The organism is Megasphaera sueciensis (assembly GCF_050219315.1).
In the GTDB taxonomy this organism is placed as follows: domain Bacteria; phylum Bacillota; class Negativicutes; order Veillonellales; family Megasphaeraceae; genus Megasphaera_A; species Megasphaera_A sueciensis.
Genome location: NZ_CP116939.1, coordinates 560606 through 586387, shown reverse-complemented (window position 1 = coordinate 586387; position 25782 = coordinate 560606). Strand labels below are relative to the sequence as shown.

The window sequence follows — 25782 nt, the reverse complement described above, 5'->3', positions numbered from 1 at the left end:
TAAAGTATTATTTTCACAATCTCTTGGTTATAGGATAATACAAATGTTGTAATTTTTCCATTGTTTTTGTGAAAATCCCCTAATGGATTTTACATAGATACCATTCCGTTTACGCATAATTTATACAGTTACTGTTTTTTGTCCTCCAATTCACACCAGCGTGCTGTCATATGGTCTACTTTTTCTTGAATTTCCCGCTGTTCCTTCATCCTGTTTTCCAGTTGTTCATAATTGCTGCCGGCGGCAGCAACCGCACGGTTCCATCCTGCGAGCATCTTTTCATACCCCGGCAGTTCCCGGGTAATCGTCGCCAGTTCTTCTTTTTCGCGAAACGTCAATCCCTTTTTCTCCTGATGCAGTGATTTTGAAGAAAAGGGCTTCTCTTCGTTTGTGACGAGCTTGGCGGTTGGTTTTTCCGTATGTTTTACAGCCTTTTCCAATAAATATTCAGAATAGTCGCCATAGTACCGCTGCCAGGTTCCGTGTTCCAAAATAAACAATGTATCCGCCACGCGATCCAAAAAATACCGGTCATGGGATACCGTCAAGACCACGCCTTGATAGGTATCGAGATATTGTTCCAATACGATCAGCGTGGGTATATCCAAATCATTGGTCGGTTCATCCAAAAGCAATACGTTCGGCTGCTCCATAAGAAGGCGCAGCAAATACAGGCGGCGTCGCTCTCCGCCGCTAAGTTTATAGATATAAGTCCACTGCATTTCCTCGGTAAACAAAAATTGTTCCAGCAGCTGGGACGCAGATATGGTCTTACCGAATTGATTGGTTACATACGAACCATGCTCCTGCACATATTCTATAACCCGTTGATTTTCATCAAATACAGGCAGCTGCTGCGTAAAAAAACCAAACCGTACCGTTTGGCCGATAGTCAAATTTCCTTCCGTCGGAACCAATTGTCCTGCCAGCACTTTCAGCAGTGTCGATTTGCCGACACCGTTTTCGCCGATGATGCCGATGCGGTCATGCTTGACAACGTGATAGGTCACATGCCGGAACAGGGGTTCCTTTTTTTCGTATGCAAATGCTACGTCGTCTATATCCAGAATGGTCTTACCCAAGCGTGTCGACGTATCTAACATTTCCACAGTACCCGCCGGTTTTCCCGATTCCATGGCACAGAGCTGCTCATATCGTTCCTTACGCGCCTTCTGTTTCGTCGAACGGGCCTGCGCTCCGCGTTGGATCCAAGCGGTTTCCCGGCGGATCAGATTACGGCGCTTCTCTTCACAGGCTTCTTCCCGTTCCAAGCGCTGCTGATGCAATTCGAGATATTGTGCATAACTTCCTGTATAGGCATAGACCTTGCCCCTGTCGAGTTCGAGCATAGAATCGATAACCTGATCCAGAAAATAACGGTCATGCGTACTGAGCAGCAAAGCCGCCGGACTGTCATGCAAATATTGTTCCAGCCATACGATGGTCGTATCATCTAAATGGTTTGTCGGTTCGTCCATGATCAGCAGATCACAGGGTAAAATAAGAGCACGCGCGAGGCCTACTCGTTTGCGCTGCCCGCCGGACAGCGTATCGACTCCTTGGTCCAAATTTTCAATACCTAATTGCTGCAAGATGATTTTTGCCTTTTGTTCCAATTCCCAGGCCTGCAGGCGATCCATATCCTCCATCAAGGCTGCAACGCCTTCATTATCGTTATGCTGCACGGCCGCTTCATATCGGCGCAGCAGCGCCATCACCGGCAAATCCCCATCCAGTACACTTTCCAGCACAGTCCGGCCCGGTGCAAATTCCGGCTCTTGCGGCAGGAAGTGAATACGCGCTTTTTGATTGTACTGTATCTCCCCGCTATCTGTTTCTACTTGGCCGGCAATAATCCGCAGCAAAGTGGATTTACCGGCACCGTTTAACCCGATCAGTCCGATTTTCTGTCCGTTGTCAATAGAAAAATGCACATTATCGAATAGAACACGCATGCCATATGATTTTTTTACGTTTTCTGCCGTTACTATATTCATCGCTGATATTACCTTCTTTACTATAGTCGCTTATAGAATAGCATACCCATAAATCGCACTTTTTCGCAAGCACTGCTATTTTGATGCAGAAATGATTTGTTCATTTACACCCCCCCCCCGTGATGCTGGATTCCGCTGCGTCTAGTATTCGCCGTCACACTGTCTGTTCTTATTTATTTTTCTTTTCCTGCAGTGCAATCATATCTTCCGGTTTGGTGCTCCACCGGTGTTGAAACCATAACCATTCCGTCGGATGATCTTTAATAAATTGTTCCGTCAACGACGCCATTTTCCGCGTCAGGCGCGCTATATCTTCTTCCGGGTGTCCGGTGTCTTCATAACGCATCACTTCCCCTACGATAATTTGGTTATGATGATTTTTATCATGAACGGCAAAAATAGGCAGAATAGGGGAATGAAATTTTTCAGCAAATGTCGCCGGTCCTCTGGGAGTGGATGCCATTTTCCCCAAAAACATTTGAGGAACTCCGTAGAATCCGCCGTCTTGATCCGCTAAAAATCCCAATATTTTTTTTCGTTTCAACGACCTCGCCGCACATATCATTTCATTTCCGCCGCGAACAAAGATTTCGATTCCCATCATTTCTCGATTTTCATTCAAAAAGCGGGTGACTTGATCATTCGGCTGTTTTTTTACAATTACGGTTACGGGAAATCCGTACAGGGCAGGTACGGCTCCTAACCATTCCCAATTGCCAAAATGGCCGGTTAAAATAATCACTCCCTTTTGTTCCTTCAATGCCGCTTCTATCCGTTCCGGATGATCAATAGAAACCTGGTTCAATACCTGTTGTTTCTTTAAATTCGGCGTATACAAAATTTCAACTAACGACTGCCCCAAATTTTTAAACATGGCATCAATAATCCATTCCGCTTTTTTCTCACTGCAGCCAAGACCGCGCATCACATGAAAGACACCTCGTTTTTGCTGCTTCTTCAATATCGTTTTCATAAGGGGGCCCAATCCTCTTCCAACAAACAAAACGGTTGGATATGAAAAAAGACAAACGATCTTACTTACACCTCGTATGACTGTATACTGCCAATTATTCGACAAAATTACGCTGCCCCTTTTCTTTGAATGTATCCTTCTCTGCCATTATTTGGCATCTTCTATATATTTTATACTATTTAAGGCACAAAAAATATAGCTGAAAAGCATGGATATTCATGTTCTATCAGCTATATCAGATAGTTAACCAGTTTTTGTTATAAATAAAAAAGCATCCATTTCTATTTATATGCTTCTAACTCAATACTGTGCTGAACCTAAAACAACACCCACTATGGTACCCAATAAAAATTCACTGAATCCATCATCCCCATTATCATGGTGCCACCGATACCAATCATGCCATTCATGGGCATGTGCTCTTTGCCAATCACGATCCCCGTCATGGTCTCGCCATTCTCTATCATGGTCTCGCCACTCCTGTTTATGATTTCTCCATTGTTGATCGTGATTACGCTGCCAGTGTTCATCATGATTTTGCCATTGTGGGCCACGCGACGGCATCGCATAGGTATTCGTTATTCCGATTCCACTAAATGTAACTAAAAATGTACCTAAAAGTAATGTACTCATTATTTTCTTCATTTCAGAATACCTCCTTTACAACTTTCTTTCTCTATTCGTATATGTATTATAAGCCATATTTTTTTTGCCGTCTATTGATGAACTGAAAATTAGACGGAACTGTGACATAGTTGTAATATTTATATGGCTGCTTTCGCCATATAAATATATCAATTCGAATTTTACTATAAAATCATCCAAAATACTACACCCTCCAACCACTAAATTAATAAGAACAACCATATCTTACAAATAATTCTTATTCATGATATAATACAAAGTGTGGAAAAGTATATATTATGTTATTATTTACATGTATGGGAGGGATGGAATTATGGCCGATTTTGCAAATCCGTTTGGGATGAATGTCAATCGAAAACTGACAAATGAAGAATTAATACAGGCAATTCGTCTGGATATCTCCGGGGAGTTAGAGGCAATCTACCTTTACGATGCCCATGTACAAGCTACCGATAACAAGGCTGCTATAAAGGTACTTTCCGATATTCGCGACGAAGAAAAAGCACACGTCGGCGAATTAATGACGCTATTACGTATTCTCGATCCCCAAGAAGCGGATTTATTTTTATCAGGTGAATCGGAAGTAAATGAATTAATGAAAAACGCAGCGGAAGAAGTGGTTTCAAAAACACCGGCAGTCACACCTGTTTCGACTATTGGCAGTTTAATAAAAGATGAGTAATATAAACTATACGGGAGGGATATTGATATGGATTATTTAACGAGAAGCGACACCCCTATACAGGAAGAACTGTGGGCTCAAATCGATAAGACAGTTACCCAATCAGCCAGCAGTATTTTAACTGGACGGCAATTCATTCCCTTATTCGGACCCTTGGGCATAGGTGTGAATACCGTTACGATTGACGATGCCGACACGTTTAAGGAAACAGCAACAGACGGTATTCTAACTACGATCGGCAGAAAATTTGTCGAACTGCCGACCGTATATACAGATTTTACATTATATGGCAGAGATATACAAAATTCGCTTCATTTAGGATATCCGATAGATTTGACCAAAGCCGACAGTGCTGCTCAGCAGGCAGCAATCCGTGAAGATACACTTATTTTCTTTGGCAATGACGCATTAGAAATCGAAGGTTTATTAACCGTCGCAGGTAGTCATACGCTAAAGAAGTCCGATTGGAAAATAGGTGAAAATGCTTTCACAGATATATCCACCGCAATTACTATGTTAATTGAAAAGGGAATATATGGAACCTATTCGTTAGTACTGAGTTCCGACTTGTATTTACAGCTCCACCGCCTCCAACCAGGTACGGGATTGTTGGAAGTGGACCGCATAAAGGAGTTGCTGCACAAACGAGTATATTCCACCCCCATATTGGGCCACAATAAAGCCGTGTTGGTAACATCGGATAGCAGCAATATAGATCTGGTTGTCGGTCAGGATTTAAAAACGGCATATTTAGAAGAAGTAGACCTCAATCATCGTTTTCGTATTCTCGAAACAATCCGTTTACGGATAAAACGTCCACAGTCCATTGTAGTTTTTGAGTAACAACTACGATTATTTACAAACAGTATATTTGATTTATTAACAAAACAACATGACGGTACTGCCATCATTAGGTCATGATGGCAATACCGTCATGTTATTTTGTTATTGCACTTGCATTATACCTTTCTTCCCATATACCGTTTTACAGATGCGGTAACACGTATGATTCTGTAACGTACTATCTATAAATAATTCCGTATACCGCCGCTATGTATGCAGTCTCCGGCACCTGTCCCATGAACGTCCATAGGAATAATGCCTTGCTTGATTCAGTAAAGTAAAGTAAAATGTAAACATATTTTTAATTTTATTATTTTATCTTTTATTATATATGTATATATAGTCATGTAAAAGATCATTAGAAATGGGATCTTTTCCCGTTGAGAGGAGTTTTTTCTTATGTTTCAAACAAATACAGGTGTATTAATTGCTTTTGCGGCTTACTTATTGCTGATGCTGGCAATCGGTGTCTATTATTATCGTTCGCAGCAGGAGCTGAGCGACTATATTCTCGGCGGCCGCAGTCTGGGTCCATGGATTACCTCAATGAGCGCAGAAGCTTCTGACATGAGCGGCTGGATGCTGATGGGACTGCCCGGTTTTGCGTATTCCACGGGTATTTCAGCTTTCTGGACAGCCTTTGGTTTAGCCTTAGGCACCTACCTGAACTGGCATTTTGTATCTATTCGCCTGCGCAACTACACAGAAATTGCCAATAACAGCTTAACTATGCCTGATTATTTAAAAAACCGCTTTCACGACGATACCAATCTTATTCGTCTTATATCCGCTGTTTTTATCCTTATTTTCTTTTTGATTTATACTTCTTCCGGTTTTGTCGCCGGCGGTAAACTGTTTGAAATCGTTTTTGGCATGGATTATTTTACGGCACTGCTGGCAGGTGCCAGCGTTGTCGTCATTTACACGTTTCTCGGCGGATTTCTGGCTGTGTGCTGGACCGATTTTATTCAAGGCTGCATGATGTTTTTGGCGATTGTTCTGGTTCCTGTTGCCGGAAGCTTATATGCCGGGGGATTCGATGTCATTCTGGAACGTGTCGCAGCGACCTCGCCGCAGCTCCTTGATTTAGTCCCTGACAAGGGTCCTGCGGGTATCATTGCTATTATTTCTGCCATCGGCTGGGGATTGGGTTACTTCGGACAGCCCCATATTTTAGTTCGCTTTATGGCAATCCAGGATGCCTCCGAATTACACAAGGCTAAACATATCGCAATGACTTGGGTTATTATTTCTTTATCGGCAGCTGTATTTGTCGGACTGGTCGGCAAAGTCGTACTGACAGCGCCGCTTATCGGAGCTGATTCAGAAAAAGTGTTTCTTATTATGAGCGAACAGCTTTTTCCGCCATTCCTGTCGGGTCTCATTTGGTCTGCCGTATTGGCAGCTATTATGAGTACGGCGTCATCCCAGCTTTTGGTAACGGCATCCGCTATTTCCAAGGATTTCTACCACACTTTTATCCGTACCCATGCCAGTGAAAAAGAATTGATTTACGTCAGCCGCATAACCGTACTGGTCGTGTCTGCCGCGGCTATTTACTTGGCGCTGGATCCGGATAACTACATTTTAACCATGGTTGCCTACGCTTGGGCCGGTTTCGGTGCTGCCTTTGGGCCGACTATATTACTCTCCTTGTTCTGGAAAAGAATGACTAAAAACGGAGCACTGGCAGGCATTATCATCGGCGGTGTCACCGTGCTGATTTGGAAACAATTTGCTTGGTTCGACTTATATGAAATCGTACCCGGTTTTATATTCTCTCTTCTGGCTATTATCCTTGTCAGTGTCTGGGAGGGCGGTGCCGATATGTCGATACAGAAAGAATTCGACAACGCCATTCATTTTAAACAAAAAATTTCAAAAATCAATTCGGAAGAATAATTTCATAGTGACAAAAATCCCCCACAGCGTATGGGAGTCTGTACATACGCCGTGAGGGATTTTTACACATGTATTACGCTACTTTCAAGCTGCTGCATTTAATATTCCGGTTCAATGATTCCGTATTTTCCATGTTTCCGCTTATATACTACATTGATCATATCTGTTTCTGAATTGAGAAATACAAAGAAATCATGCCCGACAAGGTTCATCTGCAGAATGGCTTCTTCCACATCCATCGGTCGTGCAGCGAATTTTTTAACACGGGCAATTTCAAATACTTCTTCCGGTTCCGTCTTGCCGACAACCAGTTCATCTTTAAAGGCCCCGCCTTTCATACGGCGAGCCAGTTTTGTTTTAAATTTATGTATCTGCCGGACCATTTTATCAAATACAAGGTCGATAGCCGCATACATGTCTTCATTTGCTTCCACACCTCTTAATACCACGCCGTCTACTTTCAGTGTGATTTCAGCAATCTGGCGTTCTTTTTCAACAGAAAGAAGCGCCTGGAGATTTACCTCATTATCAAAATATTTAGTTACTTTTTTTTCATGTTTCAACACATAGTCTTTTAATGCCGGAGTTACTTCAATATTCTTTCCTCTAACGATTGCTGCCATACCAATCCCTTCCTTTCATCAGCCCGTAACCGCGATTCTATAAGCAGGATACAACATTGCGGATACCAGCCTTTATATGTATTATATTCAACAAATGCAGATAAAACTCCTGCTTATAAAAAAATACTTTTTTTGTTGACATTTATCAGGAACAATGGTATTATTTACACCAACAATACTATATTGTATTCATCCAGAGCAGCTGAGGGAATGGCCTGATGACGCTGCGGCAACCCCCACACGGGAAGGTGCCAATTCCATCGGATTTGTTCCGGCAGATGAACCTTGTACGCAAAGTTAGCCGTCATCTGTTGACGGTTTTTTTTGTACTCATTTTTAAGATGTTTTAGGAGTTGATATTGTGATTGATTTGAAAGACATTACAAAGAACTACGGCGGTAAAACCAAGGTTCAAGCGTTAAACGGGATTTCCCTTACCATTCATGACGGGGAAATTTTCGGCATTATCGGCAAGAGCGGCGCCGGCAAGTCGACGCTTATCCGTTGTATTAATATGCTGGAAAGACCGACATCGGGCTCGGTTATTATCGATGGCGACGATTTAACTAAAATGAATGAACATCAGCTGCGCCAGGAACGAAAACATATTGGCATGATTTTCCAGCATTTTAATTTGCTTTCTTCCCGCACGGTATATGATAATATTGCTTTTCCGCTGGAACTTCTCGGCGCTTCCAAGGAGGAAATCCGCAGCAAAGTAGGGTCGCTGCTCGAACTAGTCGGACTGACAGACCGGCAATATAATTATCCGGCCCAATTATCGGGCGGACAAAAACAGCGTGTCGGTATCGCCCGCGCCCTCGCCAGTGATCCTAATGTGTTGCTCTGTGACGAAGCTACGTCTGCACTGGATCCGCAGACGACAAAGTCTATTCTTGATCTGTTAAAGGATATTAACAAGAGGCTTAACTTAACCATTGTCATTATTACGCACGAAATGGCGGTTATCAAAGCGATCTGCCACCGCGTGGCTGTCATTGAAGGCGGCATTATTAAAGAATCGGGCCGCGTCGTCGATGTATTTACGAACCCACAGTCGGAAACGATGAAAGAATTTGTTCATTCTGTGATTAATATGGAGTTGCCTGAAGGGATCGTCAAACTCGGTGTTTCCGATCAGCCGGCACCGAATCGCTGCATGCTCGTACGCCTGCGGTTTAAGGGCTGTATCACAAAAGATCCTATCGTATCTACCCTGATACGCAAGTTTGACGCCGATATCAGCATCCTCTACGGCAATATTGACTATATCCAAGACGAACCGTTCGGGTATCTTATTGTAACCCTGATGGGCGATATGGAAACACAGACAAGAGCATTGGCTTATATAAAAGAATTACCAATCGGAAGTGAGGTTTTAGGTTATGTCCCAAGAAATCATTAAGTTATTATTACAAGGTATTGAGGAAACGGCCTTTATGGTATTTATTTCTACCTTCATCGGGGCTCTTATCGGTATTCCTTTGGGAATAACCCTTGTTACAACCAGCAAACATCATATTTTAGAAAATAAATATATTCATCAGATTCTCGGCACGATAGTCAATATCATTCGGTCGGTGCCGTTTATCATCCTTATGGTCGCCATTATACCTTTGACGCGTCTTATTGCCGGTACTTCTATCGGCACAACGGCGGCCTGCGTCCCCTTGACGATTGTCGCTATCCCGTTCTTGAGTCGTCTTGTAGAAACATCGATCCGCGATGTTGATTTCGGCCTTGTAGAAGCGGCACAATCCATGGGGGCTTCTCCTTTACAGATCATCCGCAAGGTATTACTTCCGGAAGCCTTGCCGACGATCATTAATAATATAACGGTCCTCATCGTCAATCTGATAGGTGCTTCGGCCATGGCAGGCGCCATCGGCGGCGGCGGTCTGGGGGACATCGCGATCCGTTATGGATATCAGCGATTCAGGGCCGACGTTATGCTGGCAACCATTATCATACTTATCGTGGTTGTCAACGTCATTCAATTCGGCGGAGATTTCACCTCCCGCAAGAAAAACAAAAAATAAATTGCTGCGTAAAATTTCCCTACGAAAGGAAGTATGTTCATGAAATTAGTAAACAAAAAAATAGGCATCGCCGCTGCTATCGCAGTACTGTGCCTTTTTGCTGCCGGCTGCGGCAGTTCGAGCACTCAGACAGCCAGTCAAGAAAAAAAAGATATCAAAATCGGGGTAACTGCCGGTCCGCATGCAGAAGTCATGGATGAAGTCAAAAAGGAAGCGGCTAAACAGGGAATCCATCTTGATGTCGTAGAATTCAACGATTATGTGCAGCCCAATACGGCGCTTGCCAACAAAGACTTGGATATGAATTCCATGCAGCATCAGCCATATTTAGATAACGTGGTCAAAAAGCAAGGATTAAAGCTGGCCTCCATCGGTAAGACCATCATTCTTCCTATGGCTATCTATTCCCATACCTACAAGAATCTAAACGATATTGCCGACGGCGCATCTGTCGCTATTCCCAATGATCCAACAAATGGAGCCCGAGCGTTACTGCTGCTCCAGCAGGCCAAGCTGATCACACTCCAAACAGGTACTTCCGTCGATACCGCGGTAACCGATATCACAGAGAATCCCAAACATCTTAAATTCCTTGAATTAGATGCGGCACAAATTGCCCGTTCATTGGATGATGCCGATCTTGCCTGCGTCAATACAAATTATGCGATTCCCGCCGGTCTAAATCCACAAAAAGATTCTCTTCTTGTAGAAGACAAAAACTCTCCGTATGCTAACGTAATGGTAGTTCGCGCAGAAGATACAGATAACCCTGCCTATAAAAAAGTATTGGAGATTTATCAATCAGAACCCATTAAAAAGTTTATTTTGGAACATTTCCAGGGAACCATTCTTCCCGCGTTTTAAATGACGCATATAATTTTTACGTAAGATAAAACAAATTCCCGCCGGATCATTCCCCGGCGGGGATTTGTTTTATGCATAGAAATCGACCGTCAATTCCTTTTCATCATTGTATTTCGTACATAAAAGTAACATCCGCCGGTAAACAGACATGCCGTAATCCAACAGATAGGGCTGGCACAGCAAATACCGAAGTATCCCCACATGGAAGCCAGTACCAGCGCACTGATTCCGCGAACGACAAGTTCGAGCAAACTGCTGACGAGCGGAACAATAGAAATCCCCATGCCCTGCAGCGCATTTCGATATACAAAAATCTGACCTAAAAAGAAATAACAAGGGACAGACATTTTAATATATAATGAAGCTTGCCGCATAAGCAATTCATCATATTCTGCAGTAAATAGGCTGATAAGCTCATTGGCAAAGAAAAACATAGACACTGCCGCGGCTCCGCAAAAAAACAAAGATACCAGCGAACATTGCTTTACCCCTTCTCGAATTCTATCATATTTTTGCGCTCCATAATTTTGTGCGGTAAATACAGCCATGGCAATACCAAAAGAAACCATCGGCTGCAAGGCCAGCTGTTCCAATCGCGTAGCAGAGATAAATCCCGCAATCGTTTCCGGTCCAAATGTATTGCATACAGATTGAATAACGATAAGGCCTAAGGAAATAATCATAAATTGTACAGCCATAGGCAATCCCATTCGCAAATGTTTCCAAGCAAAATCCCAATCAAATTGCCAGTCCCTTCGCTGCATACGCAAAATGGGAAATCGTTTCCGCATATACAGAAAACACGATACAGCAGCGATTCCCTGCGCCGTCACGAGAGCAATGGCCGATCCCGGTACTCCCCAGCCGAATTGCAATATAAAAACAATTGCCAGTATGACATTAAGTACGGACGAAAGCATTAAAAAGTAAAGCGGTGTTTTGCTATCTCCCAAGGCCCGGGCAATACATGCCAGCAAATTATAGGCTACCATGGCAACAAGTCCATAGGCAATAATAATAACATAACTGTACGAATCTTGATATAACTCCGACGATACATTCATCCAGCCGAGAAATACCGGCATAAAAAGCGCCGATATGACCATCAATAAAATAGCAGCCGCCAGCGACAACATGACCGACATCGCTACGGATCGACGCACTCCGTCGGCATCATTTGCGCCAAAACACTGTCCTGTAATAACCGTAAATCCTGATGTCAACCCAATAGTCAGCCCTAAAACAGCCATGAATAAGGGAGCGGCTGCCCCCACTGCAGCTAACGCATGGACTCCGATAATGCGGCCGACAATAATAACATCGGCAATGTTATAAAATTGCTGGAAAACATTACCAATCAAAAGAGGAACCGTAAAGGCCAGTATCAGCCGGATAGGGTTCCCCTGTGTCATACTATGAACCATGTATATTCTCTCCTTATAACACGTATTCGCAAACAGCAGACTGTCATTGAAACATATAAACATTCTTAATTATTCTGCAAACCAATCTCACTTTCCTACTATGCAGTGAGATTATTATAACACACTGTGATAAAAAAACAACTATATATTCCGGTAAACGGAGAACATCTAAAAAACATTTTAATCCGTCTCTAACAAATATATTTATAAATGTATGTTTGTTTTACTTATTTTTAATCTATAGAAAACGTTTCATAATCTTATTTTCATTTTGTTTATTTATAGTAATAGGAGAGGTGATTAGATTGAAAACATTATTTGAGGACGGAACGTATCCAACAGAACCATTTGCAATAGCACATCATCAGTTTATCACCATTAAAACACTGCACCACCACTGCCTATTCGGACAAATCAAGACAGAAAAAAATGCCGCCACCTGGATCCCCACCGTTTTGGGACAGGCAGCAGCAAGAGGCATGGAATCACTGAAAAACCAATCCCACGGTATCGGCATTGACTGCTATGTTATTATGCCCAATCATATTCATATGATTCTCAAACACCATTCCCGGCATCGTAAGAATCATATAAGCCAATTTGTTGCCGCATGCAAAACACATATAACGTATCATTTGAATGTATCCCGAAATAGTATCCGCCACTATTGGCATCCGTCTTATGATACTCTTATTATCCGCAGTGCTTTCACATACAACGTATTATCCCTTTCGATACAAGATCATAAAAAAAACTGGAAGTATGATATGTTGTATCCCCCTTACTGTAAAAACAATAGCAGATCGCAGATACTGTAAATTTCTACGATCTGCTATTATGTTGTGTTTCCATCGTATATAAAAAGTCGACTGCCCGGAGCGGCTGTTCCGTACATTGCTGGACGTAGCTGTAAAGCAATTCTTCAAGAAAGCTAATTGCTCTTTTACTGATCTGCAGCGGCTGTGCTGCATTCCAATCATAGGCTAAAATAGTCTTCCACAGCTGCTGTACCGAAAGAGGCAACATGACTGCCGGCAATGCAGGTTCGGGTTCCTCCGACAAATAATATACCGGTCTGCCCGTATCGGTAATGCCCTTTCGATATATATGCACCGTATCGATATCAGGACAGAACCCCGCTAACGCGACGAGCTGCCAGCCGGTTATGACGGTAAGGATCCGCTCATTTTTTTCCCCTACCAGTTTGCTATACCGGCAGAGGAGTCCATATACATTCCTATCGGCTGCCTTCTCAGGTATAAGATGCAGTACCATTTCAATACATATTTGTGCATATGCATACGATTCTACTGTCAAATAGGAAATCAGCGTATTAACTACGCATTCATATTCGCCGAGTGTCAGCGAGCCACCCCGTTCCCAAGCATCAAAGGTAATAATGCTTAAAGCAGAAAGACTGCCAATCCCTTGATTGCGATGTTTTCTGGATGTATTCAAAAAAACGCGAAACCATCCCTGCTGCAAGGTAAATACGGTCATTATCTGATAGGATGAATGGTTTTTTTTTATAGTCAGAATCACTCCGTCAAATCGCTGATACCGTGCAGCATTATATCCTGTATTATGCCTCATCATTTTCACCGTTTTCGTCTTTCACCGCTAGTTTAGGAACCGCTTTGACCCGGCTGATCCGAAATCCCTGTATTTCAAGAACAATAAACCGATAATTCCCGATTTCCACCTCTTCGCGCACAGAAGCCGTATGGCCTAATAAATTAAATATATAACCACCGATCGTATCCGTATCCACATCCTCTTCTACCGGGATATGAAGAAGTTCCTCTACATCTTCCAACAAAACGGTGCCATCAAATTCATATTCCCCATCGGCCAGCGGCTGTATATCTTCCTTTTCCGCATGATGCTCATTTTGAATATTACCTACTAATTCTTCCATAATATCTTCCAGTCCAATAAGGCCGACTGTACTTCCGTATTCGTCAACAACAATGGCCAAATACGTCCGCTGGGCTCTCATCAGCTGCAGCAGTTTAGATGCGTGCATCACTTCCGGGACCATAAGGATCGGCCGGGTAATAAGGCGCAGATTACTGCGGTGATTTAGATATAGATCCATAAAATCTTTAATATGGACTAATCCTAAAATATGATCCTTATCTTCACTGCATAGCGGATATCGTGTATGCCGTGATTTTCGGATCGTCTGCATATCTTTTGCTGTCGAATCGCCTACGTAAAGACAGACGATTTCCTGGCGCGGAACCATGATTTCCTTTGCCAGCCTGTCCGCAAAATCAAATACATTTCCGATCAATTCACTTTCTACCTGATCGATTTTCCCTTCCCGATGGCTGGCAGTAACCAGCATGCGGATTTCATCTTCTGAATGAGCCATGTCAATTTCATTGGTCACACTGAGTCCCAACAGTCCCATGATTTTCCGTCCAAACCAATTACCAAACTGAATAGCCGGAAATAACAAACGGCTCCAAAAATAAATAAAATGCCCGACCGTCATAAGACTGCTTTCCGCCCGCTCCAGTCCCAAAGATTTAGGTACCAGTTCACAAAGTACCCACTGCAGCACAATGGCCAGCACAAGAAACAAGAACAGGTATACCAGCCACAAAAGCCACCAGGACGGAATACTATTTGACAGCAGCGGATATAGATGAACGAACAGCAGCGTAATAACAACGCCTGCCGCTAAACTGGAGATCGCCATCCCCAATTGGGCCATACCCAGAAAAACTGTCGGTCTGTCATACAATGTCAATAGAAATTTCGCATTTTCTTTACCGTCCCGGACAAGTTCTTCAATATATTCACGGCGTAATTGCACAAAGGCAAATTTTCCGGCTACGAAAATGGCATTGCATATAAGACACAGGATTAATAATAGTATATATTGCGGCACTGCTTGTAATGTTGCTTCGATAAGTCATCTTCTCCTATCTTTCGTTTTTATAACCAAATTCACTGAGTGCAGACGCCTGATTTCGCCAATCTCGCTTCACCTTTACCCATATATCAAGAAAAACAGGCGATCCCAAAATATTTTCTATCTCTTGGCGGGCCAGCTGGCCTACTTTTTTCAAAACAGTACCATTTTTACCGATGACAATATGTTTTTGCGATTCTCTTTCCACATACACGGTCATGCGTATATATACTTTAGCATTGCCTCGTGTTTTCATTTCATCCACATACACGGCAATAGCATGTGGAATTTCTTCCTGCATGCAGCGAAAAAGCTTTTCCCGGACGATTTCTGCTACCAACAATCGTTCCGGTTGATCCGTAATCATATCCTCAGGAAAATATTTAGGTCCTTCGGGTAGTATTTTTTTCAGTTCTTCGAGAATGACTTCCACATTTTCGCCCGTCCGTGCAGATACCGGAATAATTTGGCTAAATGGGTACAGCGACGAATATTCTGTAATTTTCTGCAAAACATCTCCCCTGTTCATCACATCTGTTTTATTAATTATTAAAAAAACAGGCGCTTTTGTATTTTCTAGTTTATGTATGATAAATTGATCACCTGGTCCTTTTTTTTCATTTCCAGAAACCAGAAAAAGTACAGCATCAATATCCTTCATGGAAGAAAAGGCAGCTTCATCCATAAATTGCCCCAACTTGTGCTTCGGTTTATGAATACCCGGCGTGTCCAAGAATATAATTTGGCAAGCATCATCAGAGTGAATACACAAAATACGATTCCGCGTGGTCTGCGCCTTATCGGATACAATCGTTACTTTCTGCTTGATGATCGTATTAATCAACGTCGACTTTCCCACATTAGGACGGCCAACAACCGCTACAAATCCAGATTTAAATTTTTGTTCCATATATAGCTCCTTATTTTCTATGGTGTTCCCGTTTTAAAATACGTTCATAAACTAAAAGCATGCGGGAGCAATTCCCGGAGTGATACTATTTTATACGTATCATTTGATTTTGTCAAAATAATTTCAGGAATATGAAATTCTTCCATAACTTGGCGGCAAGCACCGCACGGTGTAATCCAATCCGGATTTTCCCCGACAAGGGCCAACGCCCGAAACATATGGCAGCCTCCTGCCACGGCACTACCTATTGCATTGCGTTCCGCACACATAGTAAGTCCGTAAGATGCATTTTCCACATTACATCCCGTATACATACGGTTATCTTCGGTTAATACCGCCGCCCCAACAGAAAAATGTGAATAGGGTGCGTAAGCATGCTGCTGGGCTTCTCTTGCTTTTTTTATCAGTATCGCTACTGTTGTCTCATCGATCATAACACTTCACCTGCGCGGACATAGCCTAACCGCTGCAAAATAAATTCTTCTTCCTTGCGCATTTCCAGCTTGTCTTCCGCAGTCATGTGATCATACCCCAATATATGCAGCATGCCATGTATCGTCAGATAGGCCAATTCTCGTTCAAAAGAATGACCATATTCATCCGCTTGTTCCTGTACTTTTTCCAGTGAAATGACAATATCCCCCAGCAAATTGGCATCCGGTCCCTCATAATCAGAATTTTCTCCTTCATTTAATGCAAATGACAAAACATCCGTAGGCCGGTCTATTTGACGATATTGTTTATTAAGACTGCGTATATACTCGTTATGGCACAAAAGGACGCTTATTTCCGTATGGGAACCTAACCCATATACAATCGCCGCTTCTGAACATACTTGTTCGATGACCGCTTCATATTCCGCGTTTTTAACTGTTTCCTGCTCATAATTAATGTTAATGTTCATACTATCAACTCCTTACTCATTTTTATAAAATCGGTCATATGCCCGGATAATCCGCCCGACCATATCATGGCGCACAACATCTTCATCCGTAAAAGAAACAATATCAACACCATGCACATCCGCCAGTACTTTTTGCGCTTCCGTGAGACCCGAGGTTTTTCGGTCAGCTAAATCAATTTGTGTAATATCACCATTAACAACAACACGTGAATGATTTCCCATACGTGTCAAAAACATCTTCATCTGTTCCCGCGTCGTATTTTGAGCTTCATCCAGAATAATAAAAGATTCTTCCAAGGTTCGTCCGCGCATATACGCTAACGGAGCCACTTCAATAATATTTCGGGCAATGAGTTTTTGAAATTGATCATACCCAAACATATCGGCCAACGCATCATATAAGGGACGTAAATACGGGTCTATTTTTTCCTGCAGATCGCCCGGAAGAAATCCCAGTTTTTCTCCCGCTTCTACAGCCGGACGAGTCAGAACGATTCGTTCTACTTCGCGATTGCGCAGGCAAAAAGCCGCAAGGGCAACAGCCAAATACGTTTTTCCCGTACCCGCGGGACCGATGCCAAAGGTAATAAGGTTTTTACGAATAGAATCGACATACTTTTTTTGGCCCAGTGTCTTCGGCTTAATAAGCCGGCCTCTGGCGGAAATATTCACGGTATCCGAATAGATCGCACGCAGCAGTTCTTCTTTTCCCTGCTGTATCATAAAAGACGAGTATCGTACATGTTGTGTAGTAATATATGTATTTTCCCGATTTAGGTATCGTAAGATGTCAATGATTTTAGTTACATAGGATACGTCCAACTCCTCCCCGACCAAAATTATTTCATCACCGCGAGCCGCAATACGGCATTTCGGAAATTCATGCTGCAACACTTTCAGGAATTCATCTTTCATTCCAAAAATGACTTTTGCTTCTTTCCTATCGGCCAGCTGGATTCTCTTTTCCATAGACAATGAGCATTCCTCTTTTCTACTATATTAGAAATTTACGTACTGCTTTACCTTGCAAATAATCACATTTTTTCCCCTGCCAACTATCTCTTTGTTCCAGTTCCGCGTCAATCATATCCCGTATTTTCCACCAGCCCATTCCCCAATTTGCAAATTCCGTCGCTTCCTGCGGCGCACGTCCGATAAGCCGTTGAAAGACGATATCGTGCCGTACATATTCAATGAAAGTTACCACACGTTCGACGTACTCTTCTACGGGTGCCAAGGTAATCTTTCCTTGTTCGTACCAATCCGCCATTACTGTATTTTTGATAATATACAGTGCATGAAGTTTGATCTCATGTGTCGGCAGTGCTGAAATAATTTTTGCTGTCTCTATGACATCTTCCATCGTATCCCAAGGTAAATTCAATATGAGATGTGTACAATTTCTAAAAGGATAGGACTGCAGCATAAGAATAGCGTCAATATATTCTGCCAGTGTATGTCCTCGATTTATTTTTTTCAACGTTTTATAATTGACCGTTTGCAATCCTAACTCCACAAGGATATCCACGCCGTATGTTTCCTTGATATCTGCCATTATATCCAAATATGCCGGGTGCAGGCAGTCCGGCCGGGTAGCAATCGCAATGCCTACAATGTCCGGCCGGCAGGCTTCTATAAGATATTGACGAAATACCTCGGGCCGTAAATAGGTATTCGTAAAGTTTTGAAAATAGGAAATATATTTGTACGCCTTATATTTAGGCGCAATATGAGCAATATTCTTGTCAATTTGCTGTCCGATCGTTACAGACGCCGGCAGATTTTCATATCCGGCCCCGATAGTACCGCAAAACACGCATCCCCGGGTTCCCAGAGTGCCATCCCGGTTAGGGCACGTATCGGGAATACTGATAGGAAGTTTGTATACCTTCTCTCCATACGTATCTTTTAAATAGTGTGAATATGTATTATATCGTTCCATTACTGCATTCCCCTCCGTGGAATCAACTGCCAGCATACTCCATTCCTGCGCTTCTCGGCAAGAATATATGCGGCCCCTTCCGTCATTTTTGCATATCGTTGTAATTCATTTTTTGTTTCATTAGAAACCGGCCAAAGGAAATACCTCATTTTTATATCGCGCCAGTTAGTAAAGGTATATTCATGTATATATTGTCTCATATTTTCTTCACAGCGAAACAAGGAATCCGTCACACTGCGTTCCGCTTCCTGCCAATCCAAAAAATCAGGTTTTATGCGAAACCGGAAAAATACCAGCATATCTAAACTCAAAAGTTCGCGCAGAACCGCAAGATGCTCTTGATAGGCCGCCTGCTTACATAAAAACCGCCAAAAGAAACGACACAAATTATAATCGGAAACAGCAGCGGCATCATTTTTTTCTTCTATCCAGTATGCCGTTATGCGTTCATACAGCAGCATATAATCATCATGACAGAAGCGTCCTAAATAGGCAAGGGTATAGTAGAATTTTCCTGAATTATATATACGTTCAAATACATCCTCAAATACTTTAAGATATCGTATCTTTTCATAGGGAAGCCACTTCGTGGCCAATACTTCATACGGACCGCAGGGATCATAGCGATATTGCTGCGGATAATCGCGCCGGATACCGGACCCCTTCAGGAGTTTCAGAAAGCCGATTTGCAGTTTATGGGGATGCAGCGCATAAATATCATTAAAAGAATGTCGTAAATGATCATAATCTTCATAGGGAAGTCCGACGATCAAATCGAGATGTAAATGAATCGTTTCTTTTTTCAAGAGCATCTCCATGATATGTTTTATGCGCGGCCAGTCATTATGTCGGTGAATTGCCTTTAATGTCGTTTCGTAGGTTGATTGAATTCCCATTTCCAGCTGGATCCGTCCTTTGGGAGCCTGTGATAAAAGCGCCAAATCTTCATCAGTAAGCAGTCCGGGCTCTATTTCCAAATGAAAGTTTATCGGTTCTTGTACCGATATCATATATTGCAAAAGCGGTCGATAATGACGCGGGTTGCAATTAAACGTACGATCGACAAATTTTATCTGTCGTATTCCCGCTGCCACAAAATACTGTAATTCCTTAATAACCTTGGATACAGAACGGAAACGCACGGTGTCACTCATTCCGGATAAGCAGTACTGGCAATGGAAGGGACAGCCGCGAGAGCTTTCATAATACATAATTTTATGGTCCAGCGTTGCTAAATCTTCTCCGGCATACGGAAATGGCAAGGCGTCCAAATCCGGTGTTACTTCGCAAAAAGATTCATCCCCTGCAATATGTCCGCTACGGCGTCCTAAAACACCGGGCAGAGAAAGGCCATCTTTTCCTTCTTCCCATTCCCGGATAAGTTGCGGAAGGACAACTTCGCCTTCCCCTTGCAGTACATAATCAATATCCGTGCAGGTTTCCAGTACTTCGCGAGCGGTATAAGATACTTCGGGACCTCCTGCCAATATGCGAATATTAGGTTCTATCTGTTTGATAAGTCGAATAAGATGATACGTCATTTCAATATTCCATATATAACAGGAAAAACCGATACAAGATGCACGGAAATCATATATATGCCGCAATATATCATATATATTTTGATTAATCGTATATTCAGCCGTTACGACGTTTTTGATTCCGGCTGCATCACAACTGGTTTTCAAACAGCGTAATGCCAGCGAGGAATGGATAAATTTTGCGTTCAGCGTAACCAGCAATGTGTTCATAGTTATAAAATATACCTCCTCATAGCATAACTTCTAGTTTATATTATACTACATTTGCAATGCGCTGACACTAGTAACGGCAGTAGATTGCTTCCCTATCGCCATAATTCATTCTACGGACAATTAATCAGTGCAATAGCCGTCGTTTTGTGGTAGTATTAAGGCATAAATCTACCATGCCACAGGGGGGTACTATATACATGTTGAACATAGCACTTGCACAAATGAACATTCATGCCGGTGATCCGCGTCACAATGTTACGACAATGAAAAAAAATATCGCACAAGCTAAAAAAGCGGGTTGTGATATGATTATTTTTCCCGAATTGGCAATTCCGGGATATTTAATCGGCGATGTTTGGGATCAGCAAGATTACATTGATGAATGTGTTGCTTTTGGAGAAGAACTTCGACAGCTTTCTGCCGATATTACCATTGTATTCGGCAACGTCGCCTGTGAATCAGGCCGTGTAAATCTCGATGGACATCTGAGAAAATACAATGCCATGTTTGTTGCCAGAAACAAAGAATTTTTATCACCTCTGGCCTCGCCATACCCGTTTTATATTAAAACATTGCTGCCTAATTATCGTGAATTCAGTGATTCCAGATACTTTACATCACTCCTTGAAGTGGCTCAGGAACGACATGTTTTTGTAGAAGATCTGTTCTCACCTATCCGCATTGATTTCGGAAATAATCGTCTTCTTACCATCGGCCCTCTCATCTGCGAGGACAGCTGGGATGAAAATTATCCGTTTAAACCCATGTCTTTTTTAGGCAAACACTATTCGCCCGATATGTTTATCAACATTTCCAACTCACCATTTACCTTAGGAAAAACGCAACGCCGTCATCGCCTTTTTGGACAATCCATAAAAAAAGTGCAGGCTCCTACACTGTATGTCAATTGTTCAGGAATACAAAATAACGGCAAGAACATATATACGTTCGATGGTTCCAGCTGTGCCTATACAAAAGAAGGAATGCCCCATTTTGAATGCCGGCCTTTTGAGGAAGAGTTGGCTTTTGTACAATATGATGAAGTATCTCGTACATTTACCTCACCCAAAAAAATAAATTTTCCTCAAAAAGAAACAGAGGAAATATATACCAGCCTGCATTACGGCATTACCTCCTTTCTTTCTTCGATCGGTGTAAATAAAGTAGTTATCGGTGTATCGGGCGGTATTGATTCTGCTGTAAATGCCGCATTATATGCTGCCATTTTACCGCCGGCACAAATCATGCTTGTAAATATGCCCAGCTGTTACAATTCTTCTATTACCAAAGGATTAGCAAAAACACTGGCTGATAATATCGGCTGCTTATATACTGTCATTCCTGTGCAAGATAGCCTGGAACTTACGCGCAAACAAATTCAAACAGCGGAAGTGTACCGCGGTGAAAAAAGAGTCTCTCAGCTTGAACTTACCAGTTTTATCGAAGAAAATATCCAGGCTCGCGATCGTTCCAGCCGAATTTTAGCTGCTGTAGCGGCTTCCTTTGGCGGTGTATTTACATGTAATGCCAACAAAGCAGAAACAGCCGTGGGATATGCCACATTATATGGAGATCATGCAGGTTACCTAGCTGCTACCGCCGATTTATGGAAACATCAAATATATGCTCTTGCAATGTATTTAAATCAGAACGTATTTCATCGGGAGGTCATTCCCAAGGGCAGTATCGACATCGTCCCCAGTGCAGAATTATCGGCCAGTCAAGATATTGCAAAAGGTCAGGGGGATCCTATTATATATTCGTATCATGACTATTTATTTGCTTCCTTCGTAGAAAACTGGCATCGTGTTACACCACAGTCTATCCTGCAATGGTATATAGACGGAACGCTGGAAGAACATATCGGCTGCCGCATTGTCGTTCATACTCTCTTTCCCACAGCTAAAGAATTTATTGATGATTTGGAACGTTGGTGGAAACTGGTTTCTGGTTTTGCCGTTGCTAAACGCATACAAAGTCCGCCGATTTTATCGATCAGCCGTCGTTCTTTTGGGTATGACCTGCGGGAAGCACAACTGAAACCATATTATACAACTAAATATTTATCCTTAAAAAAACAGTTGCTGCAAACAGAAATGTAGTCCGATGATTGCTTATAAATAAAAAGTGTTCTCCGTCTTAAGTGGAGAACACTTTTTTATTATGATATACTTACGAATTTTCCAAATTTCCTATTTTACTTTTTTGTTTACCTGACGGGCGTTTTACACCCCGCCCAAAGTTTTCCATAATAATGAACAACATAGGAATAATAAATACCCCCAGCAAGGTTGCTACGGATGTACCAAAAACAACGGTTATCCCCATCGTTACACGCGAAGCAGCACCTGCTCCGGTCGCTGTCGCCAGCGGAATAGAACCGACAACAAAGGCTAAAGACGTCATAATGATAGGACGAAGACGAATCTTAGCCGCTTCAATAGCCGCCGATACGGGGTCCATGCCACGCTCATCTACACGAATTTTTGCATATTCAATAATCAAAATCGCATTTTTAGCAGCTAACCCAATTACCGCTAAAATACCAATTTGGAAATAGATATTATTTTGTTGATTCAATAAATATATGAAGGAGGTCGCTCCGAATAAACCCGTCGGAACACTGAGCAGTACAGCAAAAGGAACTTTCCAGCTTTCATATAGTGCTGCCAATACAAGGAAGACGAACAGCAAGGCTAACCCGAATACATAATAGGTTTTATTTCCTGCTTCGATTTCTTCACGGCTCATACCCGCCCATTCGTAATAGTATCCGTCTGTAAGGGTTTCTTTAGAGACTTCCTCTAACGCTTTCAGTGCATCCCCTGAACTATAGCCATTCGCCGGGGAACCCGTGATTTTAATAGAAGGATAGTCATTAAAGCGCGTAATAATGGATGCCGCACCAATCGGCCTTGGCCGGATAAAATCATTAACCGGAATCAATTCTCCGCTGGAGTTTTTCACATACAGGAACTTATTATCGTTTATATTTTTACGATAGGCAGGGTTTGCCTGAATGATAGTCTTAAAATTTTTGCCGAAAATAGTGAAATCATTGACCTGATAACTGCCGTAATATATTTGCAGCACATTGTACAAGTCACTCATAGACACTCCCGATTTTTGAACTTTTTCACGATCAATATCCAAGTTGTAACCGGGAGTATCATTGGTAAAAGTCGTATAGATAGAGCCGATTTCCGGCCGTTTACGGGCAGCCCCTATAAATTGCTGCGCCATATCGTACAACTCCGCAGTCGTATGACCGCCGCGATTTTCCAATTGATACGTAAATCCGCTGGATACCCCCATCCCATCGATCGGCGGCGGATTAAAAGCCATGATCGTAGCCTGGGGCACAGCTTTCATACCATATCCCATAATATTCTTAACCAAGGTATCTACGGATAAATCTGCTGTTTTTCGTTCATCCCAATCTTTCATTTTTATCATAACGGCGCCACTGTTTGGTTTTTGGGCACCTGCCAGCATACCGTACCCGCTGATTCCCATAACTCCCTGTATATTGGGAAGTTTTGCAATCCAGTTGGCTACTTCACTGACGGTTTTTTCCGTTTTCTGCTGGGACGTCCCTTCCGGCAGTGTCACATCCGCAATAGCAAACCCGTTATCTTCACTGGGTACAAAACCTGTCGGTATAATATTAAATAATCCGGCTGTAATCGTGCTGATAAGAACCAGAAACACAACACACCACTTGATGTGTATATGCAGATAGGCCAGTTTTTTCCCATACCAGTTAATCAACCGGTCAAATCCATCATTAAATGCGTTAAACCATTTATAAATTCCCTTTTCTCGTTCTTCCGGCTTATATACCTTCAGCATCATGCCGCACAACGCAGGCGTCAACGTCAACGCCACAAACGCTGAAATCATGACAGATACGGCTATGGTCAAAGCAAACTGCCGATACAGGATACCTGACATACCACTCAAAAAGCTGACCGGTACAAAAACTGCCGATAATACACAGGCTACGCCGATAACCGGATTCTGCACGTTGCGCATTGCCACTTCTGTCGCTTCGATCGGACTTCGGGCGTGGTACTTTATTTCATATTCCACCGCTTCAATAACAACGATGGCATCATCGACAAGCAAGCCGATAGCTAAAACCATCGCGAATAAGGTTAAAGTATTGATAGAAAAGCCCAATAACTGAAAAGCGGCAAATGTTCCCAGCAAAGATACGGGAACCGCAATCAACGGAATAAAGGTAGACCGCCAACTTTGCAAAAACACAAACACTATGAAAGCAACCAGTAACAGTGCTTCAATAAACGTGTGGATAACTTCGGTAATGGAAGCCTTAACAAATTCCGTGCTGTCATAAATCACGCGATACTCTAAATCAGGCGGAAAGGATTCCTGTGCTTTTTTCAATACCTTTAAGATGCCGCTTACCGTTTGTACGGCATTGGCATCGGATGTCAAACTGACCTGAAACCCGGCAGTAGAAATTTGTTTGCCGTTTTCATTATACAGGCCTGATACACTATAGCTTTTAGCTCCTAGTTGAACTGTCGCAACATCACCTAAATGAATCATACTGCCGTCAGAATTGGTTCGAATAATAATTTTTTTAAATTCATCCGCTGTTTTTAAACGACCGTCTGTGCGCAATGTATACTGGTACTGCTGACTATTTCCGATAGGATTCGTACCGATCGTACCTACGGCAGCCTGTACATTCTGCGTTGTAAGGGCAGATGAGATATCTGTTGGTACAATTTTTAAAACTGCCATTTTTGCCGGATCCAGCCAGATGCGCATGGCATAATCAGACCCGAATTCCGTGACGTCGCCAACACCGGGAACGGCTTTGATCGCATCCATAAAAAACTGTGTTGCGTAGTTTTTCATAAAAACCTGATCATATGTACTGTTGGGAGATACCAATGAAAACACCATGGCCATCGTACTGGATGATTTACCAACGGTAACCCCTAAATTTTGTACATCTGTCGGCAGTGTTGCCGTAACCTGACTTACTTTATTCTGCGTATTGACCGTATCCATATCGCCGTTGGAATCAGTAGTAAATTGTACGGTTGCTCTATACGAGCCGCTGTCCGTGCTGCTGCTTTCCACATTGACAAGATGTTCGACGCCTATGAGCTGCTGTTCGATGACAGATGCCACCGTAGTACCGATAACGTCTGCATTAGCCCCTGAATACGTTGCAGATATGTATACTTGCGGCGGTGTTACTTTCGGATATTTTGCTACCGGCAATGTCACCATTGCCAACAAACCGATGATGCTAATCATCAACGCAATGACGATTGCAAAGATAGGTCTGTGAATAAAAAATTTCGAAATCACTCGTA

At 42.6% G+C, this 25782-nt stretch carries 22 protein-coding genes and 1 riboswitch; of the genes, 8 read left to right on the top strand and 14 right to left on the bottom strand.

The genetic code is table 11. The features are described 5' to 3' along the window. Positions 1-128 precede the first annotated feature (128 nt). The 3 genes from NXG62_RS02865 to NXG62_RS02855 form a co-directional block, all read right to left on the bottom strand. On the bottom strand, positions 129-1997 hold the full coding sequence (locus tag NXG62_RS02865) for an ABC-F family ATP-binding cassette domain-containing protein (protein WP_427113489.1): 1869 nt from the start codon (positions 1995-1997) through the stop codon (positions 129-131). 169 nt (positions 1998-2166) lie between these two features. Further along, on the bottom strand, positions 2167-3075 hold the full coding sequence (locus tag NXG62_RS02860) for a lysophospholipid acyltransferase family protein (protein WP_427113488.1): 909 nt from the start codon (positions 3073-3075) through the stop codon (positions 2167-2169). Positions 3076-3270: 195 nt separating this feature from the next. Next, positions 3271-3615 carry a hypothetical protein gene (locus NXG62_RS02855; protein WP_427113487.1) on the bottom strand — a complete coding sequence of 115 codons (345 nt, stop codon included), beginning with the start codon at positions 3613-3615 and terminating at the stop codon, positions 3271-3273. A 313-nt stretch (positions 3616-3928) separates the two neighbouring features. On the opposite strand from NXG62_RS02855, the gene NXG62_RS02850 reads away from it, so the two are divergent. From NXG62_RS02850 to putP, 3 genes are all read left to right on the top strand, one after another. Next, a complete protein-coding gene (locus tag NXG62_RS02850) occupies positions 3929-4297 on the top strand; it encodes a hypothetical protein (protein ID WP_427113486.1) in 369 nt (122 codons plus the stop codon). A 27-nt stretch (positions 4298-4324) separates the two neighbouring features. Then, complete coding sequence (locus tag NXG62_RS02845) at positions 4325-5140, top strand: family 1 encapsulin nanocompartment shell protein (RefSeq protein WP_427113485.1); 816 nt, start codon at positions 4325-4327, stop codon at positions 5138-5140. 399 nt (positions 5141-5539) lie between these two features. After that, positions 5540-7042, top strand: a complete 1503-nt coding sequence (putP, locus tag NXG62_RS02840; protein WP_427113484.1) for a sodium/proline symporter PutP — start codon at positions 5540-5542, stop codon at positions 7040-7042. A 98-nt stretch (positions 7043-7140) separates the two neighbouring features. On the opposite strand, the gene hpf is transcribed toward putP, so the two are convergent. Further along, complete coding sequence (hpf, locus tag NXG62_RS02835; RefSeq protein ID WP_427113483.1) at positions 7141-7665, bottom strand: ribosome hibernation-promoting factor, HPF/YfiA family; 525 nt, start codon at positions 7663-7665, stop codon at positions 7141-7143. 186 nt (positions 7666-7851) lie between these two features. Beyond that, a riboswitch (SAM riboswitch) is annotated at positions 7852-7950 on the top strand. Between the two features lie 76 nt (positions 7951-8026). On the opposite strand from hpf, the gene NXG62_RS02830 reads away from it, so the two are divergent. From NXG62_RS02830 to NXG62_RS02820, 3 genes are read left to right on the top strand one after another with little or no spacing between them, the layout of a single operon-like run. Next, positions 8027-9070 (top strand): methionine ABC transporter ATP-binding protein, encoded by a 1044-nt coding sequence (locus NXG62_RS02830; RefSeq protein WP_427113482.1) that lies wholly within the window; start codon positions 8027-8029, stop codon positions 9068-9070. Further along, entirely contained in the window at positions 9051-9704 is a 654-nt protein-coding gene (locus tag NXG62_RS02825) for a methionine ABC transporter permease (protein ID WP_427113481.1), read from the top strand. The genes NXG62_RS02830 and NXG62_RS02825 overlap by 20 nt, the downstream gene beginning before the upstream one ends. A gap of 39 nt (positions 9705-9743) precedes the next feature. Further along, positions 9744-10568 carry a MetQ/NlpA family ABC transporter substrate-binding protein gene (locus NXG62_RS02820; protein WP_427113480.1) on the top strand — a complete coding sequence of 275 codons (825 nt, stop codon included), beginning with the start codon at positions 9744-9746 and terminating at the stop codon, positions 10566-10568. A gap of 89 nt (positions 10569-10657) precedes the next feature. Here the strand turns inward: NXG62_RS02820 and NXG62_RS02815 are convergent, their stop codons facing one another. Next, positions 10658-11992 (bottom strand): MATE family efflux transporter, encoded by a 1335-nt coding sequence (locus NXG62_RS02815; protein WP_427113479.1) that lies wholly within the window; start codon positions 11990-11992, stop codon positions 10658-10660. A gap of 305 nt (positions 11993-12297) precedes the next feature. Between NXG62_RS02815 and NXG62_RS02810 the strand changes: the two genes are divergently transcribed. After that, positions 12298-12810, top strand: coding sequence for a hypothetical protein (locus NXG62_RS02810; RefSeq protein ID WP_427113478.1), 513 nt, complete (start codon positions 12298-12300; stop codon positions 12808-12810). A 4-nt stretch (positions 12811-12814) separates the two neighbouring features. Here the strand turns inward: NXG62_RS02810 and recO are convergent, their stop codons facing one another. The 8 genes from recO to NXG62_RS02770 form a co-directional block, all read right to left on the bottom strand. Continuing rightward, positions 12815-13588: a DNA repair protein RecO gene (gene recO, locus NXG62_RS02805; RefSeq protein WP_427113477.1), complete on the bottom strand. Its 774-nt coding sequence runs from the start codon at positions 13586-13588 to the stop codon at positions 12815-12817. Then, positions 13575-14816: a hemolysin family protein gene (locus tag NXG62_RS02800; RefSeq protein WP_427113476.1), complete on the bottom strand. Its 1242-nt coding sequence runs from the start codon at positions 14814-14816 to the stop codon at positions 13575-13577. Before NXG62_RS02800 ends, recO begins: the two co-directional genes overlap by 14 nt. Before the next feature lie 109 nt (positions 14817-14925). Beyond that, positions 14926-15825, bottom strand: a complete 900-nt coding sequence (era, locus tag NXG62_RS02795; RefSeq protein ID WP_427113475.1) for a GTPase Era — start codon at positions 15823-15825, stop codon at positions 14926-14928. Positions 15826-15869: 44 nt separating this feature from the next. Beyond that, positions 15870-16259 (bottom strand): cytidine deaminase, encoded by a 390-nt coding sequence (locus NXG62_RS02790; protein WP_427113474.1) that lies wholly within the window; start codon positions 16257-16259, stop codon positions 15870-15872. After that, a complete protein-coding gene (ybeY, locus tag NXG62_RS02785; protein ID WP_427113473.1) occupies positions 16256-16729 on the bottom strand; it encodes an rRNA maturation RNase YbeY in 474 nt (157 codons plus the stop codon). Before ybeY ends, NXG62_RS02790 begins: the two co-directional genes overlap by 4 nt. Before the next feature lie 12 nt (positions 16730-16741). Further along, positions 16742-17698: a PhoH family protein gene (locus NXG62_RS02780; RefSeq protein WP_427113472.1), complete on the bottom strand. Its 957-nt coding sequence runs from the start codon at positions 17696-17698 to the stop codon at positions 16742-16744. 25 nt (positions 17699-17723) lie between these two features. Continuing rightward, a complete protein-coding gene (locus tag NXG62_RS02775; RefSeq protein ID WP_427113471.1) occupies positions 17724-18671 on the bottom strand; it encodes a TIGR01212 family radical SAM protein in 948 nt (315 codons plus the stop codon). Then, complete coding sequence (locus NXG62_RS02770; protein WP_427113470.1) at positions 18671-20422, bottom strand: DUF4080 domain-containing protein; 1752 nt, start codon at positions 20420-20422, stop codon at positions 18671-18673. Before NXG62_RS02770 ends, NXG62_RS02775 begins: the two co-directional genes overlap by 1 nt. Positions 20423-20622: 200 nt before the next feature. On the opposite strand from NXG62_RS02770, the gene nadE reads away from it, so the two are divergent. Beyond that, the gene (gene nadE / locus NXG62_RS02765; RefSeq protein WP_427113469.1) at positions 20623-22527 is read left to right on the top strand and encodes an NAD(+) synthase; all 1905 of its coding nucleotides are present in this window, start codon (positions 20623-20625) and stop codon (positions 22525-22527) included. Between the two features lie 70 nt (positions 22528-22597). On the opposite strand, the gene NXG62_RS02760 is transcribed toward nadE, so the two are convergent. Then, entirely contained in the window at positions 22598-25777 is a 3180-nt protein-coding gene (locus NXG62_RS02760; protein ID WP_427113468.1) for an efflux RND transporter permease subunit, read from the bottom strand. Positions 25778-25782 lie beyond the last annotated feature (5 nt).

Coding starts and splice junctions, on each gene's coding strand:
- NXG62_RS02865 (WP_427113489.1), bottom strand. CDS start 1,997: ATGAATATAGTAACGGCAGAAAACGTAAAAAAATCATATGGCATGCGT.
- NXG62_RS02855 (WP_427113487.1), bottom strand. CDS start 3,615: ATGAAGAAAATAATGAGTACATTACTTTTAGGTACATTTTTAGTTACA.
- NXG62_RS02850 (WP_427113486.1), top strand. CDS start 3,929: ATGGCCGATTTTGCAAATCCGTTTGGGATGAATGTCAATCGAAAACTG.
- NXG62_RS02845 (WP_427113485.1), top strand. CDS start 4,325: ATGGATTATTTAACGAGAAGCGACACCCCTATACAGGAAGAACTGTGG.
- putP (WP_427113484.1), top strand. CDS start 5,540: ATGTTTCAAACAAATACAGGTGTATTAATTGCTTTTGCGGCTTACTTA.
- hpf (WP_427113483.1), bottom strand. CDS start 7,665: ATGGCAGCAATCGTTAGAGGAAAGAATATTGAAGTAACTCCGGCATTA.
- NXG62_RS02825 (WP_427113481.1), top strand. CDS start 9,051: ATGTCCCAAGAAATCATTAAGTTATTATTACAAGGTATTGAGGAAACG.
- NXG62_RS02820 (WP_427113480.1), top strand. CDS start 9,744: ATGAAATTAGTAAACAAAAAAATAGGCATCGCCGCTGCTATCGCAGTA.
- NXG62_RS02815 (WP_427113479.1), bottom strand. CDS start 11,992: ATGGTTCATAGTATGACACAGGGGAACCCTATCCGGCTGATACTGGCC.
- recO (WP_427113477.1), bottom strand. CDS start 13,588: ATGATGAGGCATAATACAGGATATAATGCTGCACGGTATCAGCGATTT.
- era (WP_427113475.1), bottom strand. CDS start 15,825: ATGGAACAAAAATTTAAATCTGGATTTGTAGCGGTTGTTGGCCGTCCT.
- NXG62_RS02790 (WP_427113474.1), bottom strand. CDS start 16,259: ATGATCGATGAGACAACAGTAGCGATACTGATAAAAAAAGCAAGAGAA.
- ybeY (WP_427113473.1), bottom strand. CDS start 16,729: ATGAACATTAACATTAATTATGAGCAGGAAACAGTTAAAAACGCGGAA.
- NXG62_RS02780 (WP_427113472.1), bottom strand. CDS start 17,698: ATGGAAAAGAGAATCCAGCTGGCCGATAGGAAAGAAGCAAAAGTCATT.
- NXG62_RS02775 (WP_427113471.1), bottom strand. CDS start 18,671: ATGGAACGATATAATACATATTCACACTATTTAAAAGATACGTATGGA.
- NXG62_RS02770 (WP_427113470.1), bottom strand. CDS start 20,422: ATGAACACATTGCTGGTTACGCTGAACGCAAAATTTATCCATTCCTCG.
- nadE (WP_427113469.1), top strand. CDS start 20,623: ATGTTGAACATAGCACTTGCACAAATGAACATTCATGCCGGTGATCCG.